The 14,017-nt window shown below is 60.0% G+C and carries 16 protein-coding genes; 10 read left to right on the forward strand and 6 right to left on the reverse strand.

What is annotated here, in order from left to right:
• Window positions 1–22: 22 nt before the first annotated feature.
• The 4 genes from mtgA to ACP15V_RS11025 all read left to right on the forward strand — a co-directional run bounded on the left by mtgA (window position 23) and on the right by ACP15V_RS11025 (window position 3,700).
• Window positions 23–781 carry a monofunctional biosynthetic peptidoglycan transglycosylase gene (gene mtgA, locus ACP15V_RS11010; RefSeq protein ID WP_424943725.1) on the forward strand — a complete coding sequence of 253 codons (759 nt, stop codon included), beginning with the start codon at window positions 23–25 and terminating at the stop codon, window positions 779–781.
• Window positions 782–842: 61 nt separating this feature from the next.
• Window positions 843–1,508, forward strand: coding sequence for a glutathione S-transferase family protein (locus ACP15V_RS11015; protein ID WP_424943726.1), 666 nt, complete (start codon window positions 843–845; stop codon window positions 1,506–1,508).
• Between the two features lie 11 nt (window positions 1,509–1,519).
• Window positions 1,520–2,566, forward strand: a complete 1,047-nt coding sequence (gene queG, locus ACP15V_RS11020) for a tRNA epoxyqueuosine(34) reductase QueG (RefSeq protein WP_424943727.1) — start codon at window positions 1,520–1,522, stop codon at window positions 2,564–2,566.
• 84 nt (window positions 2,567–2,650) lie between these two features.
• Window positions 2,651–3,700 carry a cytochrome-c peroxidase gene (locus tag ACP15V_RS11025; protein WP_424943728.1) on the forward strand — a complete coding sequence of 350 codons (1,050 nt, stop codon included), beginning with the start codon at window positions 2,651–2,653 and terminating at the stop codon, window positions 3,698–3,700.
• 65 nt (window positions 3,701–3,765) lie between these two features.
• On the opposite strand, the gene ACP15V_RS11030 is transcribed toward ACP15V_RS11025, so the two are convergent.
• The 3 genes from ACP15V_RS11030 to ACP15V_RS11040 all read right to left on the reverse strand — a co-directional run bounded on the left by ACP15V_RS11030 (window position 3,766) and on the right by ACP15V_RS11040 (window position 5,656).
• Entirely contained in the window at window positions 3,766–4,179 is a 414-nt protein-coding gene (locus ACP15V_RS11030; RefSeq protein ID WP_424943729.1) for a hypothetical protein, read from the reverse strand.
• Between the two features lie 15 nt (window positions 4,180–4,194).
• Window positions 4,195–4,626 (reverse strand): hypothetical protein, encoded by a 432-nt coding sequence (locus ACP15V_RS11035; RefSeq protein ID WP_424943730.1) that lies wholly within the window; start codon window positions 4,624–4,626, stop codon window positions 4,195–4,197.
• Between the two features lie 163 nt (window positions 4,627–4,789).
• Window positions 4,790–5,656, reverse strand: coding sequence for a branched-chain amino acid aminotransferase (locus ACP15V_RS11040; RefSeq protein WP_424943731.1), 867 nt, complete (start codon window positions 5,654–5,656; stop codon window positions 4,790–4,792).
• A 269-nt stretch (window positions 5,657–5,925) separates the two neighbouring features.
• On the opposite strand from ACP15V_RS11040, the gene ACP15V_RS11045 reads away from it, so the two are divergent.
• Complete coding sequence (locus ACP15V_RS11045) at window positions 5,926–6,438, forward strand: MarR family winged helix-turn-helix transcriptional regulator (RefSeq protein WP_424943732.1); 513 nt, start codon at window positions 5,926–5,928, stop codon at window positions 6,436–6,438.
• On the forward strand, window positions 6,431–7,141 hold the full coding sequence (locus tag ACP15V_RS11050; RefSeq protein WP_424943733.1) for a response regulator: 711 nt from the start codon (window positions 6,431–6,433) through the stop codon (window positions 7,139–7,141). Before ACP15V_RS11045 ends, ACP15V_RS11050 begins: the two co-directional genes overlap by 8 nt.
• Before the next feature lie 81 nt (window positions 7,142–7,222).
• Here the strand turns inward: ACP15V_RS11050 and ACP15V_RS11055 are convergent, their stop codons facing one another.
• Entirely contained in the window at window positions 7,223–7,762 is a 540-nt protein-coding gene (locus ACP15V_RS11055; protein ID WP_424943734.1) for a hypothetical protein, read from the reverse strand.
• Window positions 7,763–7,807: 45 nt separating this feature from the next.
• On the opposite strand from ACP15V_RS11055, the gene ACP15V_RS11060 reads away from it, so the two are divergent.
• The 4 genes from ACP15V_RS11060 to dxs are packed head-to-tail and all read left to right on the forward strand — an operon-like array spanning window position 7,808 to window position 11,838.
• Window positions 7,808–8,743, forward strand: a complete 936-nt coding sequence (locus ACP15V_RS11060; RefSeq protein WP_424943735.1) for a histone deacetylase family protein — start codon at window positions 7,808–7,810, stop codon at window positions 8,741–8,743.
• Window positions 8,740–8,994, forward strand: a complete 255-nt coding sequence (locus ACP15V_RS11065) for an exodeoxyribonuclease VII small subunit (RefSeq protein WP_424943736.1) — start codon at window positions 8,740–8,742, stop codon at window positions 8,992–8,994. The genes ACP15V_RS11060 and ACP15V_RS11065 overlap by 4 nt, the downstream gene beginning before the upstream one ends.
• Window positions 8,995–9,861 carry a polyprenyl synthetase family protein gene (locus ACP15V_RS11070; protein ID WP_424943737.1) on the forward strand — a complete coding sequence of 289 codons (867 nt, stop codon included), beginning with the start codon at window positions 8,995–8,997 and terminating at the stop codon, window positions 9,859–9,861.
• Between the two features lie 48 nt (window positions 9,862–9,909).
• Entirely contained in the window at window positions 9,910–11,838 is a 1,929-nt protein-coding gene (dxs, locus tag ACP15V_RS11075; protein ID WP_424943738.1) for a 1-deoxy-D-xylulose-5-phosphate synthase, read from the forward strand.
• Window positions 11,839–11,862: 24 nt separating this feature from the next.
• On the opposite strand, the gene ACP15V_RS11080 is transcribed toward dxs, so the two are convergent.
• A complete protein-coding gene (locus ACP15V_RS11080) occupies window positions 11,863–12,897 on the reverse strand; it encodes a betaine/proline/choline family ABC transporter ATP-binding protein (RefSeq protein ID WP_424943739.1) in 1,035 nt (344 codons plus the stop codon).
• Window positions 12,898–12,909: 12 nt separating this feature from the next.
• On the reverse strand, window positions 12,910–13,941 hold the full coding sequence (locus tag ACP15V_RS11085; RefSeq protein WP_424943740.1) for an ABC transporter permease: 1,032 nt from the start codon (window positions 13,939–13,941) through the stop codon (window positions 12,910–12,912).
• Between the last annotated feature and the right edge of the window lie 76 nt (window positions 13,942–14,017).

The raw sequence follows: 14,017 nt of genomic DNA on the forward strand, positions 1-14,017 counted from the left end.
GCGCCCTGTGGGAAAATTCACCGTGGCAAAGAGCAAGACAGGCAAAAAGCCCGCCGCCAAAAAGGCGCGCAAGGGCAAGACAGGCAAAGCCAAAACCAGCACCGGGTTTCATCCGATCCGCTGGGCGCGGCGTTGGCTGCGTCGGTTTGTGCTTGCCATTCTTGCGATCATGGCGCTGGCGGTTGCCGCATATGCGGTGCTGAATCCTTTCACTACGCCCTACATGATTGCCGAGAAAATGCGCCTTGGATATGTCGATCATCAATGGGTGGACATGGATGAAATTGCCCCTGTCATGGCGCGCGCCGTGGTGGCGGCTGAGGATGCAAATTACTGCCTACATTGGGGGTTTGACATGGGGGCGATCCGCGCGGCCCTTGACGATGGCGCTGCGCGCGGGGCCTCCACGATCTCTCAGCAAGTGGTGAAGAACACATATCTCTGGCAGGGTCGATCCTGGCCGCGCAAAGCGTTGGAAGCGGTTTTGACCCCGGCTGTGGAGCTTGTTTGGACCAAGCGGCGCATTATCGAGGTTTATCTGAATGTCGTCGAATTTGACGAAGGCGTGTTTGGGGTTGAGGCCGCCAGCCGCCATTACTTCGGTGTGGGGCCCGGCAAATTGACCCCCCGTCAGGCCGCGCGCCTTGCGGCGGTTCTGCCCAATCCGAAAGAAAGATCGGCCTCAAGACCCTCAACCGCGCTTCAAAAACGGGCAGCACGCATTGCAGATGGGGCCGCCACGATCCGCCGAGATGGGCGGGCGGATTGTTTCGAGGATTGATCCCTTCGGCCAAAGCGGGCAATACGGGGGGCAACATATCTCAACTGACACGCGACCCGACATGATCCGACTGTTCCACGTTCCCCTTTCCCCGTTTTGCCGCAAAGTGCGCCTGTCGCTTGCGGAAAAGAAGCTTGAGGTGGAGCTGGTGGAGGAGCGGTATTGGGAGAAACAGACAGATTTCCTGCGCCGCAATCCGGCAGGCAAGGTGCCGGTTCTGAAAATGGATGGCAAGCTGCTGACGGAAAGTGCGGCGATTTGCGAATATATTGAAGAAATGCACCCAACCCCGCCTTTGATGCCCGGTGACGCCGAAGGCCGGTTCGAGGTGCGCCGCCTGGTCAGCTGGTTTGATGACAAGTTCCACAATGAAGTGACCGCAAATCTGCTGTACGAGCGTGTGAACAAGAAGGTGATGGGGGCAGGTTACCCCGAAAGCGCACGGATCAAGGCCGGGGCGAAGGCGATCAAATATCACCTCGATTACATGGGGTGGCTTTTGGAACAGCGTCGCTGGCTGGCCGGGGATGCAATGACGCTGGCCGATTTTGCGGCGGCATCCCACCTGTCGGCGCTTGATTACATTTCGGACGTGGATTGGAACCGCAATGAAAACGTGCGGGATTGGTACAGCAAGATCAAATCCCGCCCGGCGTTTCGCGCGATCCTGGCCGATCAGGTGTCGGGCTTCCCGCCGCCTGCCCATTACGCGGATCTTGATTTTTGACATCCGGCCCGGTGGATACCGCCGCCCTTAAATCTGCGATTGCGGAAAAAGCGCGGGCTGAGGGGTTTGCGGCTTCTGGCGTGTGCCGTCCCGATGCAACACCGGAAACCGCTGAACGTCTGGCGCAATATGTGGCCGAAGGGCGCCATGGGGACATGGCCTGGATGGAAGAGCGGATGCATTGGCGCGGATCGGCGGCGGCGCTTTGGCCCGAGGCGCGTTCCGTGATCATGTTGGCAGAACCCTACACGCCGGAACATGATCCGCTGGATGTGCTTGGTCTGCCCGACAAAGGTGCCATTTCCGTTTACGCCCAGAATCGCGATTACCATGACATCGTGAAGAAGCGCCTGAAACGGGTGGGGCGCTGGATGGTTGAGCAGTACGGCTGCGAGATTAAGGTTTTTGTCGACACCGCCCCGGTGATGGAAAAACCGCTGGCCGCGGCGGCGGGGCTTGGCTGGCAGGGAAAACACTCGAACCTTCTGTCGCGTGAACTGGGGAACTGGTTTTTTCTCGGCGCGATTTTCACCACGCTGGATCTGCCGCCCGACGCGCCCGCGCGGGAAAACTGCGGCTCTTGCCGGGCCTGTCTTGATGCCTGCCCCACTGACGCCTTCCCCGCACCGTTTCAGGTGGATGCGCGGCGGTGCATTTCCTATCTGACCATTGAACACAAAGGCCCGATTGAGGAAGAGTTACGGGGCAAACTGGGCAACCACATCTATGGCTGCGATGATTGTCTGGCCGCCTGTCCGTGGAACAAATTTGCGGTCGAGGCGCAGGAGTTGCGCTATGCGGCCCGAGCCGATTTGATTGCGCCAGATCTTGCAGAGTTGGCGCAACTGGATGATGCCGCGTTCCGCGAGAAATTTTCCGGCAGTCCGATCAAGCGGATTGGTTGGGGGCGGTTTATGCGCAACGTGCTTTATGCGATTGGCAATTCCGGCCGATCAGAATTGGCCCAATCTGCTAATCTGCATATTCAATCAGAAGATCCATGCGTGCGGGACGCTGCGCATTGGGCGCTGAATGAGTTAACAAAAACAGCGGGTTAAGTAAGCGTCCCGCTTTTAGAATTGATCTAAATCAAAGACATTTTAGAATCATTATTAGAAAGCTTCTAAAAAAGGAGGCTTCTCATGAAACATGTTTCTTTCCCGATTCTTCTGACAACCGCTCTCACCCTTCCAGGGATGGCTTTGGCGCAGGGCGATCTACGCGAAGCTGCATTGGACGCATTCAAACCGCTCCCGTCCACTGTGCCCGCCGTGGCCGACAACCCCAGCACGCCTGAAAAGGTGGAACTGGGCAAAATGCTCTATTTCGATCCGCGCTTGTCGGCGTCTGGGGTGTTCAGCTGCTATTCCTGTCACAATCTGGCGACGGGCGGGGATGACAATCTGGAAACCTCGATTGGGCACGGGTGGCAGAAGGGGCCGCGCAACGCGCCGACTGTGTTGAACTCGGTTCTGAACGAAGCGCAGTTTTGGGACGGGCGCGCCGCTGATTTGGCTGCGCAAGCCAAGGGGCCGATCCAGGCGGGTGTTGAAATGGCAAACACGCCTGACAATGTTGTCGCCACGCTGAACTCGATGCCGGATTACGTGGAGCGCTTTAACGAGAGCTTTTCCGACGGGGTGAACTTCGACAATATGGCGAAGGCGATTGAGGCCTATGAAGCCACGCTTTTGACGCCCGCCCCCTTTGATGCCTGGCTGAATGGGGATGACAGCGCGATGAGCGCGGACCAGTTGGCGGGGCTGGAGCTGTTTATGGACAAGGGCTGCTCGTCCTGTCATTCGGGCGTGAATGTTGGCGGGCATGGCTATTATCCGTTTGGCCTGATTGAAAAACCCGGCAGCGAGATCCTGCCCGAAGGGGATAAGGGGCGATTTGCCGTGACAGAAACGGCGGATGATGAATATGTGTTCCGCGCGTCACCGTTGCGCAATATCTCCATCACCGCGCCCTATTTCCATTCCGGCAAGGTCTGGGATCTGGACGTCGCCGTTCAGATCATGGCGGAAAGCCAGTTGGGTGAATCGCTTTCAGATGGCGAAGTGACCCAGATTGTCGCTTTTCTTGATAGCTTGACCGGCGCGCTGCCACCGCAAACCACGCCTGTATTGCCAGCGGAGACCAAAGCCACGCCGCGACCGTCAGCTGAGCTGATGCCGATGGGGCAATAGGGCGTGTTGCCTGTGTGAAACGGACGGGCCGCCTGATAGGGGCGGCCCGTTTTCCGTTCGTCGTATCAGGATCTTTTCCCCATGCGATAGGCGGCGACAACGCTTTGCACGACGCGTGGGGTTTCTGTCAGTCGCATAGGGCCAAACTCGGAAACACCAACTTTATAGGTGACATGAATGAACCGGGACCCGTTCACGTTTCGGAACACCACATGGGCGTCTATCCCTTTCGAGAGGAACGCAGAACGCAGTATTTTCTCAACGTCGTCTTGTGTCTGCGGGCCTGATGCATCGCTGCCCCAATGTACCTCAACCAGAATGTCATCCCCACCGGCGAAATACCCGCGCAACTGTTTCACCGACGCTGCCAAGGGGCGCAGGGTCGGGTCGCCCGTAGCGGCGTAATAGGTGAGCATCGATACGGTTGGTGTGACGACCACGGCGATGATCGCGAACAGATATTGAAGTTTGTCGTACATGGGTTTGCCTGCGCGTTATTTTGGCTCAAATGGGTGGTTCATGCGATAGGCCGCCGTCGCGGCATTGATGCCCTTGGCGGCGTTTGAGGCTGGGAAGGGGCCTATCGTGGACGGGCCGACTTCGTAAGTGACGGCGGTTCCGCCGCTCCCGGATGACATCTTGACCTTCACCCGAAGCCCCTTGGCGGAAAATCCGTTGGTCAGCGCTCGGGTCAGCGCGTCTTGTGAAGGAAAGCTGGGATCCGACGGGTCCCAGTTTACATGGGCATAGATCGCCAGAGCATCGCCATCGGCTTCGCCCTGATCCTGCAACGCCTCTTGCGTGATGCCCAGCGGGCGCATCATCGGGTCACCAGACCAGTGATGCCACAACAGGGACAGGCCTGAAGGCAACACGAGGGCCACGATGATGGTGCCCAAAGTTGTAACGGTTGCCGTCTTTACCATCCGCGCCCTTTCCCGGGCAAAAGGTGCCCGCGAGGAACCCTAGCAATTGGACGTTCAAAACAGGTTAATGACGACGGGAAATTTGCAGTCTTGAAGGCGCTGCCAAAATGAAAAACCCGACGCGGTGGGCGCCGGGTTTTTTGATGAATTTATGGGGATTGCCTCAGCTGCGGACCAGCTTTTCGTAGTCTTCGGAAATCTCGCGGGTCAGCGCGCCAACTTCGAATGTGTAGTCACCGATTTGCCCGACCGGAGTAACTTCGGCGGCGGATCCGGTCAGCCAGCATTGTTCGAAATCGGCCAATTCTTCGGGCATGATGTGGCGTTCATGCACGGTGATGCCTTTTTCTTTCAACATGCCGATTACGGTCTGGCGGGTCAGGCCGTTCAGGATTGCGTCGGGGATCGGCGTGTGCACTTCGCCGTCCTTCACGAAAAATACGTTGGCGCCGGTCGCTTCGGCCACGTAACCGCGATAATCCATAAAGAGCGCGTCGGAACACCCTTTGGCCTCGGCTGCGTGTTTCGACATGGTGCAGATCATGTAAAGACCGGCGGCTTTGGCGGCGGTCGGAATGGTTTCCGGGCTCGGGCGTTTCCACTTGGCGATATCGAGCTTGGCGCCCTTCATCTTGGCGTCGCCGTAATAATCGCCCCAGGCCCAGGCCGCGACCGCCATGCGCACCGGGTTCTTGGCAGAGCTGACACCCATGTCTTCGCCGGCGCCACGCCAGGCCACCACGCGCACATAGGCATTGGTCAGCCCGTTGGCTTCGACCACCGCCTGTTTGGCGGCTTCGATTTCGTCAACAGTGTAGGGGATGGGCATGTCCATCATCTCACCGGACTTCAGCAGCCGTTCAGAGTGTTTGCGCGACAGGAAGATCTTGCCGTCATAGAGGCGTTCGCCTTCAAACACCGAAGAAGCATAGTGAAGTGCATGGGTCAGGATGTGGACATTTGCGTCGCGCCAGTCGATCAGTTGGCCATCCATCCAGATTTTGCCGTCGCGGTCGTCATATCCGCTCATGGTCCGTTCCTTTGCAATGCGGACGCTGGGCGCCGCGGGTCAATTGGAAGGCGGCAAGCCGGGGGTCGCATTCTTATCCCGGCAAGTCGCCTTTGCGAAAGTTGCGCAGAATAAGTCCGCATCGGGCATAATGTTGCGCAAAAACTGAGCATCGCTAACAATTGATTCTTGGAAAGTCAACAACACTGACATAAAATCCAAACTTGTAACATTAATTGTGAAGATGTCTTGTGGGACTGGATGTCGATCAGTGCAGAGAGGGAACGGGCATGAGTGACACGAGATCACCGACCCCCGGTGGGCAGGCGTTGCTGTTTTTGACAGATGAGCAGCTGCGCAAGGGGATCGAAGCGATGTTCTTTGCGTACAGGGGGTTTACCGCCGATCCGGATCGCATCCTCGAAGAAAAAGCCTATGGGCGCGCGCATCACCGGGCGATCCATTTCATTTCCCGCAGCCCTGGCACCACGGTGAACAATCTTCTGTCTATTCTTGGGGTGACCAAACAGTCGCTTAACCGTGTGTTGCGGACCCTGATCGAAGATGGGCTGGTGGAAAGCCGGGTTGGCACCAAGGACAAACGCGAACGCCACCTGTTTCTGACCGAGGCCGGTGAGGCATTGGAGCAGGAACTGTCGGATGCGCAACGGACGCGAATGCGTGCGGCCTATCGCGAGGCGGGGCCAGAGGCGGTTCAGGGATTTCGGGCTGTCCTTGAGGCGATGATGGATCCGGAATTGCGGCGGCATTTCAATCGATTGAAGGAGGCGCAAAATGGCTGATCTGGCAGACGCCCATCTTCTGATCATTGATGATGATGAACGTATTCGCACCCTGTTGCGCAAGTTCCTGATGCGCCATGGGTTCTGGGTGACGGCGGCGCGGGATGCGGAACATGCGCGCAAGATCCTGTCGGGGCTGGATTTCGACCTGATTGTGTGTGACGTGATGATGCCGGGGGAAGACGGCATTTCCCTGACCCGCTCTCTGCGGGCCAATCTGACAACGCCGATCCTGCTGTTGACCGCCAAGGGGGAAACTGAAAACCGGATCAAAGGGCTTGAAGCGGGGGCAGATGATTATCTCGCCAAACCGTTTGAACCAAAAGAGCTTTTGCTGCGCATCAATGCGATCCTGCGTCGGGTGCCCGCGGTGGAGGAGGTGGCGCCAACCACGCTGGGCCTTGGAACACTGCGTTATGATATCGAGCGTGGAGAGCTGTGGCAGGGGGAGGAGTTGGTTCGCCTGACCGCCACCGAAAGCCAGTTGATGAAGATTTTTTCCGCCCAGCCGGGAGAGCCCGTGTCGCGCGGATCTTTGGTTGAGCAACTGGGCCGTGATGCCGGTAAAGACGGCGGTCAGGCCCAGGAACGCGCGGTGGATGTGCAGATCACCCGGCTGCGGCGCAAGCTTGAGGCCGACCCGAAGCAACCCCGTTATCTGCAAACCGTGCGCGGTGCGGGTTATATGCTGGCGCCGGATTGACGCGGCCAGCCGTGGTGGCTGGGGGTTTTGCACCCCCAGACCCCCGCAGGATATTTCTGGACCAAAGATGGCAGGCCGTGATCACTGGTAAAGCTTTGCGCATTCCGCGGGCATGTCTTCGGGCCAATCTGTGACGGGCAGGGCGCGGGTTTGAACGGTGATGCGGGTGGTTTCGCCAGTTTGTCCGAGGGTGATTTCGCCTCTGCCGGACAGGAGGTTCAGATCGCAGGTGCCAATGTCGTCAAGGTTCAGCGTGTCATACCAGCGGAACGTATAGCCCGCGACGCGCATGGCCCCGTCGCGAAAGGCAAGCGTCAGGACCTGCTCCCACCGGTTGCGGCCAATGGCGCTGTTTTGTGAGAAGACTTGAAGGGATCCCTGTGGGGTGCGTTCCAGCCAGGGTTTCTGCCCAATCCCGCCGATCCAGACGAGGTTGGATTTGGTCACGGCGGGGGCGTTGCTGAGGGTCAGATGCAAGGTGCCTTCGCCCTGCACGGTCTCGATGATTTCTGCGCTGTCGGTCACCCCGTCGCCGGTGAAATCGCCTTGCAGCTGGGTGGGGAAAGGATCTTCGGCGGAGGCGGGGCTGGTTGCAATCAGCAGGGGAAAGATCAGGCGCATGAATGTCTCCTTGAGAATGGGGATACAGTATCTTAGCGTCGCTCCATGACAACCTTTCTCTATACCCACCCGAAATGTCACGACCATGTCACGCCACCCGGTCATCCGGAACAGGTGGCCCGGCTGTCCGCGATCGAAGCCGCGCTCTCCGCGCCGCTGTTTGACCGGCTGAAACGGCGCGAGGCCCCCATGGCGACACCGGACAAGGTTGAGCTGTGTCACCCGCGCCGCCATTACGACCGGATCGTTGCCAATGAGCCGCAAGAGGGGTGGGGGCAGTTGGACGGGGACACGTTCATGGCGCCGGGGTCTTTGGAGGCCGCGATGCGGGCCATTGGCGGCAACCTTGAGGCGATTGATGCGGTGATGGCAGGCAACGCGCAAAACGCTTTTGTGGCCTGCCGCCCGCCGGGCCATCACGCAGAAACGGAAACTCCGATGGGGTTTTGCCTGTTTTCCACCGTCGGCATCGCGGCGCGCTATGCGGCCGAACATCATGGCCTGTCGCGCATCGCTGTGCTGGATTTCGACGTGCATCACGGCAATGGCACACAGGATGTGTTGTGGAATGAGGATCGGGTGCTGTTTGTGTCCTCACACCAGATGCCGCTTTATCCCGGATCGGGCGGGCGCAATGAACAGGGCGCGCATGGTCAAATTCTGAACAAACCACTCGAATCAGGGTCCGGTGGTGTGAAAATGCGCGAGACCTGGGATCGGGTGATCGACACGGCGCTTCGCCGGTATGAGCCGGAACTGATCCTTGTCTCCGCCGGGTTTGATGCGCATCAGGCCGACCCATTGGCGGGGCTGAACTGGTCCACCGATGACTTCGCCTGGCTGGCCCGGCGGATCTGCGATCTGGCGGATGAAACCTGCGCAGGCCGGGTGGTGTCTTCGCTGGAGGGCGGTTATGATCTGACCGCGCTGGGCGAAAGTGTTGGCGCCTATATTGAAGTGATGATGGAGCGGGGCGGATGAGCGACACACCAGTTGCCGAGATGAGTTTCGAAGAAGCGATGCGCGAGCTGGAGGCCGTGGTTGGCCAGCTTGAGCGCGGCGACGTGGCGCTGGACGCGTCGATCAAGCTTTACGAGCGCGGGGCCGAATTGAAGGCGCGCTGCGAAGCCAAGCTGAAAGAAGCCGAGGAAAAGGTGGCCGCGATCACGCTGGATGCCACCGGCACCCCCACCGGCACCACCCCCGTGTCAGATTCAAACGGCGGCGCGTAAATGTTCAAATCCCGATTGGAGGCCACGTCGCTGGCGGCGCGCGCTTGTCTGCATGGCGAGATCGCCCGCAAAGGTGCGTTGGCCGAGCCGATGAAATACGCGACCGGTGGTGGCAAAGGGCTGCGCGGCTTTCTGGTGATGGAAAGCGCGCATATCCACGGTGTGCCGGATGACCGTTCGGTCTGGGCGGCGGCGGCGATCGAGGCGGTTCATGCCTATTCGCTGGTGCATGACGACATGCCCTGCATGGATGATGATGATCTGCGTCGCGGCCTGCCCACCGTGCACAAGAAATGGGACGAGGCGACCGCCGTTCTGGTGGGGGATGCGCTGCAAACGCTCGCGTTTGAACTGCTGACCCACGGGGCGTTGGCGGGCGAGACCGGCGATGCGCGTATCCCGTTGATCCGCTCCCTGTCGCTGGCGGCCGGGCAGTTGGGGATGGTGCACGGGCAGGCGCTGGATATCGCGGCGGAAACGGCGGCGACCCCCCTGACGTTGGAGGACATCACCCATTTGCAAGCGGGCAAAACCGGCGCGCTGATTTGCTGGTCCGCAGAAGCCGGTGCCATTCTGGCCGGGGCGGACACCCAGCCAATGAGTGATTACGCCGCCGCTCTGGGCCTGGCCTTTCAGATCTGGGACGATGTGCTGGATGTTGAGGGCGATGCCGCTGCCGTGGGCAAAGCCGTGGGCAAAGATGCCGATGCTGGCAAGGCCACGTTCGTCTCGCTTTTAGGGCTTCAGGCGGCAAAGACCCGCGCAGAGGGGTTGATCGCCGATGCCTGTGACGCGCTGTCGCCCTATGGTGACGCGGCAGATACCTTGCGAGAAGCCGCCCGTTTCGTTATCCAGCGCGACAGGTAGTTTTCTGGTTTTGCCCAAGCATTTCACGTCAGGCCCCAAGGTGGATACATGACCCAGCGCCCGCATACTCCGATCCTCGACCGTATTTCGCGGCCCGCTGACATGAAATCCCTGTCAGATGCACAGCTGACCCAGCTGGCCAGTGAGGTGCGGGCCGAAACCGTGTCTGCCGTATCGGAAACCGGGGGGCATCTGGGCGCGGGGCTTGGTGTGGTCGAGCTCTCTGTGGCGCTGCACGCTGTTTTTGACACGCCGCGCGATCGGTTGATCTGGGATGTGGGCCACCAGTGTTACCCGCATAAGATCCTGACCGGGCGGCGCGATCGCATTCGCACCCTTCGCGCGGAAGGCGGCCTTTCCGGTTTCACCAAGCGTTCTGAGAGCCCGTTTGATCCGTTTGGCGCAGGGCATAGCTCCACGTCAATTTCCGCGGCCCTTGGATTTGCCGTGGCACGTGATCTGGGCGGTGCGCCGGAACATGGCATCGGCGATGCGGTTGCCGTGATCGGTGACGGGTCGATGTCGGCGGGCATGGCGTTTGAGGCGATGAACAATGCGGGCCATCTGAACCGGCGCCTGTTTGTCATTCTCAACGACAATGACATGTCGATTGCCCCACCGGTGGGCGCGCTGTCGTCCTATCTGTCGCGCCTTTACGCGGGTGAACCGTTTCAGGAATTGCGCGCCGCCGCCAAAGGCGCGGTGAGCCTTCTGCCCGAACCTTTCCAGGAGGGCGCGCGCCGGGCGAAGGAAATGGTCAAGACCATGACCGTGGGCGGCACCCTGTTTGAAGAGCTTGGCTTTTCTTACGTTGGTCCGATTGACGGGCATGACATGGACAGCCTTCTGTCGGTCCTGCGCACCGTGCATGACCGCGCCACCGGGCCGATGTTGATCCATGTGATCACCAAGAAGGGTAAGGGGTATGCGCCCGCCGAAAATGCGCGGGATCGGGGCCATGCCACCGCCAAGTTTGACGTGCCCACCGGCAAGCAACACAAAGCGCCGTCAAACGCGCCCAGCTACACTTCGGTGTTTGGCAAAGCGCTGGTGGAGCTGGCGGGTGAAGATGACAAGGTCTGCGCCGTGACCGCCGCGATGCCGGATGGGACGGGTCTGAATCTGATGGCCGAGCGTTATCCCTCGCGTTGCTTTGACGTGGGGATTGCTGAACAACACGGCGTGACCTTTTCGGCCGCCCTGGCTGCGGGGGGCATGAAGCCCTTCTGCGCGATGTATTCGACTTTTCTGCAACGTGGGTATGACCAAGTTGTGCATGATGTCGCGGTGCAGCGCCTGCCGGTGCGTTTTGCCATTGATCGCGCGGGTCTGGTGGGGGCCGATGGTGCCACCCATGCGGGCAGCTTTGACATCGCCTTCATGGCCAACCTGCCCGATATGGTGGTGATGGCCGCCGCCGATGAGGCCGAGCTGATGCATATGGTCGCCACGGCGCATTCGATCAACGACCGCCCGTCCGCCTTCCGCTATCCGCGCGGCGAAGGGGTGGGGGTCGAGCTGCCGGAAAAAGGTGAGGTGCTGGAGATCGGCAAGGGGCGGATGATCCAACAGGGCGCCCGGGTGGCAATCCTGTCCTTCGGCACCCGCCTGTCAGAGGTGGAAAAAGCGGGTGAAGCGCTGTCCGCCAAAGGGATCACACCCACCATTGCCGATGCGCGATTTGCCAAACCGCTGGATCGCGACCTGATCCTGGACCTGGCCGCAGATCACGAGGCGCTGATCACCATTGAGGAAGGCGCGGTTGGCGGATTTGGCAGCCATGTGGCGCAGCTTTTGGCGGATGAGGGCGTATTCGACACCGGGCTCAAATTCCGCTCAATGGTCCTGCCTGATACGTTCATTGATCACGCCAGCCCCGCGCGGATGTATGAAGAGGCTGGCCTGTCAGCCAAGGACATCGAAGCCAAGGTGCTGGACGTGCTTGGCATCGCGCAGATCGACGCCAAGCGCGCTTGATGATGCGGACTGCGTGCGGCCGGGTCAGGCCCCGCTGCGCTTTTGCGGCACCAGTGCACGGACCAGCGCGCCCATCTCCAACTGTCCCACGGGCTGACCGTCACGCATGACGCGATACAGCCCGTCGGACGCGCCCCCGGTCTGCGCGATCACCTGTTCCAGCGTATCTTCGTGCTGCACCTCGCCCACAAAGCTTTCCACCCCGTTCAAGGGCGCCATGATCGAGCGGGTGCGCAACACGCGGGCGCGATTGATGTCGGAAATGAAGTCGACGATGTAATCGTCTTCGGGGTTGAGCAGGATATGCTGCGGTTCGTCCTGTTGCACAACCTCGCCATCCTTCAGGATCACAAGGTGATCCGCCAGTTTCAGCGCCTCGTCCAGATCGTGGCTGATGAACACGATGGTTTTGTTCAACTCTGTTTGCAGTTCCAAAAGCAGATCCTGCATGTCGGTGCGAATGAGCGGGTCCAGCGCCGAGAACGCCTCGTCCATCAGCATGATCGGTGCATTCGACGTCAGCGCGCGGGCGATGCCCACCCGTTGCTGCATCCCGCCAGAGAGTTGGTGCGGATAGTTTTCTTCGTATCCTCCAAGCCCCACCCGGTCGAGCCAATGCAATGCGTTCGCCTCGTAGTCGCCTTTCGCCTCGCCCCGCACGATCGGGGCGGTGGCGGTGTTCTGCAACACGGTGCGGTGGGGCAGCAGGGCGAAATGCTGAAATACCATCGACATGGTGCGCCGGCGCAGCTCGCGCAGGCGGGCTTCGTCATAGTCGAGCACATTTTCACCCGCGACCAGCACCTCGCCTTCGGTGGGGTCAATCAGCCGGTTGATGTGGCGCACCAGGGTCGATTTCCCGGACCCAGACAGGCCCATGATCACGGTGATCTCGCCTTCGCGCATATCGACATTGATGTCGCGCAGGCCAAGCACGTGGTTGTGCGCGGCGTTCAGCTGTTCCTTGTCCATACCCGCGTGGACATATTGCATCATGCCTTTGGGGTCACCGCCAAACACTTTGTAAAGATTGCGGATCGAGATCATAGCGTCGCTCATGGGGCCGCCTCCTTAGGATTTCTGCGCGGCGTTCACGCGCGCCAGCGCCGATTTGGTGACGCGGTCCAGAATGATCGCAAGGATCACAATGCCAAGCCCGGCGACAAGACCCACGCCCAGCTCCAGTGACCGGATGCCGCGCAGCACCAACACGCCAAGGCCGGGGGCCGAGACAAGCGAGGCAATCACCACCATGGCGAGGCTCATCATGATGGTCTGGTTCACGCCCGCCATAATATTGGGCAGGGCCAGCGGGATCTGCACTTGATAAAGCTTTTGGCGTGGCGTCATGCCAAAGGCCTGCGCGGCCTCCAACACCTCTTTGTCGACCATGCGGATGCCCAGATCGGTCAGGCGCACCACAGGCACAATGGCGTAAAGGATGATCGCGATGCCATAGAGTTTGCTTTCCGTCACGCTGAACAGAAAGATCAGGGGGATAAGGTAGACGAAGGTGGGCAGGGTTTGCAGCATGTCGAGCACCGGGATGGTCATGCGCTGCAATCGGTCGGATCGGGACATGGCGATGCCGATGGGCACGCCTAGGGCGACACATATGGCCGCACAGACAAAGATGATCGACAGGGTTTGGATTGCGTAATCATAATGGTCGATGAAGGCGAGCCCCATGATTGACGCCGCCACGCCGATGACCAGCGGCCAGGAGCGCGAAATCAGGTAGGTCACCAGAAGCAGAAGCGGGATTACGATCCACCAGGGTGTGACCTGCGCCAGATGCAGTGCCCCGTCCAGAAGCCAGCTAAGCGGTTCGGTGATCGGGTCCAGCACAAAGCGCAGCGTGTCCTTGATGGCAAGAAACCCATCCTCCAGCCCCTTGGTCAGGTCGCGGGTTTCCGGCACCTGCCCGCAGGCTTCGTTCAGCGCATCCAGTGACGGGAAAGGGAATTCCCACGCCGTCACCTTCGCCTCTTCGCCGCTGGCTTGCGCCAGCAGGTCGGCCATCGAGGTGGGGGCAGAACTGCCTGCCGCATCGCACCAATCGCGCATCCCCATCCCGTCAAACAGGAAATCATAGCTCGCCATCTGTTCTGCCCCCTCTGGCCTGTGTCTCTGGCATAGAAAAAGGGCCGCCCTGTACAGGCGGCCCCGCAAGGCGCAG

The organism is Aliiroseovarius crassostreae (genome assembly GCF_049803815.1).
Lineage (GTDB): Bacteria > Pseudomonadota > Alphaproteobacteria > Rhodobacterales > Rhodobacteraceae > Aliiroseovarius > Aliiroseovarius crassostreae_A.

Excerpts from the sequence above, each read along its gene's own strand:
- ACP15V_RS11045 (WP_424943732.1), top strand. The coding sequence starts at position 5,926 with ATGAGTGACACGAGATCACCGACCCCCGGTGGGCAGGCGTTGCTGTTT.
- ACP15V_RS11040 (WP_424943731.1), bottom strand. The coding sequence starts at position 5,656 with ATGAGCGGATATGACGACCGCGACGGCAAAATCTGGATGGATGGCCAA.
- ACP15V_RS11050 (WP_424943733.1), top strand. The coding sequence starts at position 6,431 with ATGGCTGATCTGGCAGACGCCCATCTTCTGATCATTGATGATGATGAA.
- ACP15V_RS11085 (WP_424943740.1), bottom strand. The coding sequence starts at position 13,941 with ATGGCGAGCTATGATTTCCTGTTTGACGGGATGGGGATGCGCGATTGG.
- ACP15V_RS11065 (WP_424943736.1), top strand. The coding sequence starts at position 8,740 with ATGAGCGACACACCAGTTGCCGAGATGAGTTTCGAAGAAGCGATGCGC.
- ACP15V_RS11055 (WP_424943734.1), bottom strand. The coding sequence starts at position 7,762 with ATGCGCCTGATCTTTCCCCTGCTGATTGCAACCAGCCCCGCCTCCGCC.
- dxs (WP_424943738.1), top strand. The coding sequence starts at position 9,910 with ATGACCCAGCGCCCGCATACTCCGATCCTCGACCGTATTTCGCGGCCC.
- ACP15V_RS11070 (WP_424943737.1), top strand. The coding sequence starts at position 8,995 with ATGTTCAAATCCCGATTGGAGGCCACGTCGCTGGCGGCGCGCGCTTGT.
- ACP15V_RS11060 (WP_424943735.1), top strand. The coding sequence starts at position 7,808 with ATGACAACCTTTCTCTATACCCACCCGAAATGTCACGACCATGTCACG.
- ACP15V_RS11030 (WP_424943729.1), bottom strand. The coding sequence starts at position 4,179 with ATGTACGACAAACTTCAATATCTGTTCGCGATCATCGCCGTGGTCGTC.
- ACP15V_RS11035 (WP_424943730.1), bottom strand. The coding sequence starts at position 4,626 with ATGGTAAAGACGGCAACCGTTACAACTTTGGGCACCATCATCGTGGCC.
- ACP15V_RS11015 (WP_424943726.1), top strand. The coding sequence starts at position 843 with ATGATCCGACTGTTCCACGTTCCCCTTTCCCCGTTTTGCCGCAAAGTG.
- ACP15V_RS11080 (WP_424943739.1), bottom strand. The coding sequence starts at position 12,897 with ATGAGCGACGCTATGATCTCGATCCGCAATCTTTACAAAGTGTTTGGC.
- ACP15V_RS11025 (WP_424943728.1), top strand. The coding sequence starts at position 2,651 with ATGAAACATGTTTCTTTCCCGATTCTTCTGACAACCGCTCTCACCCTT.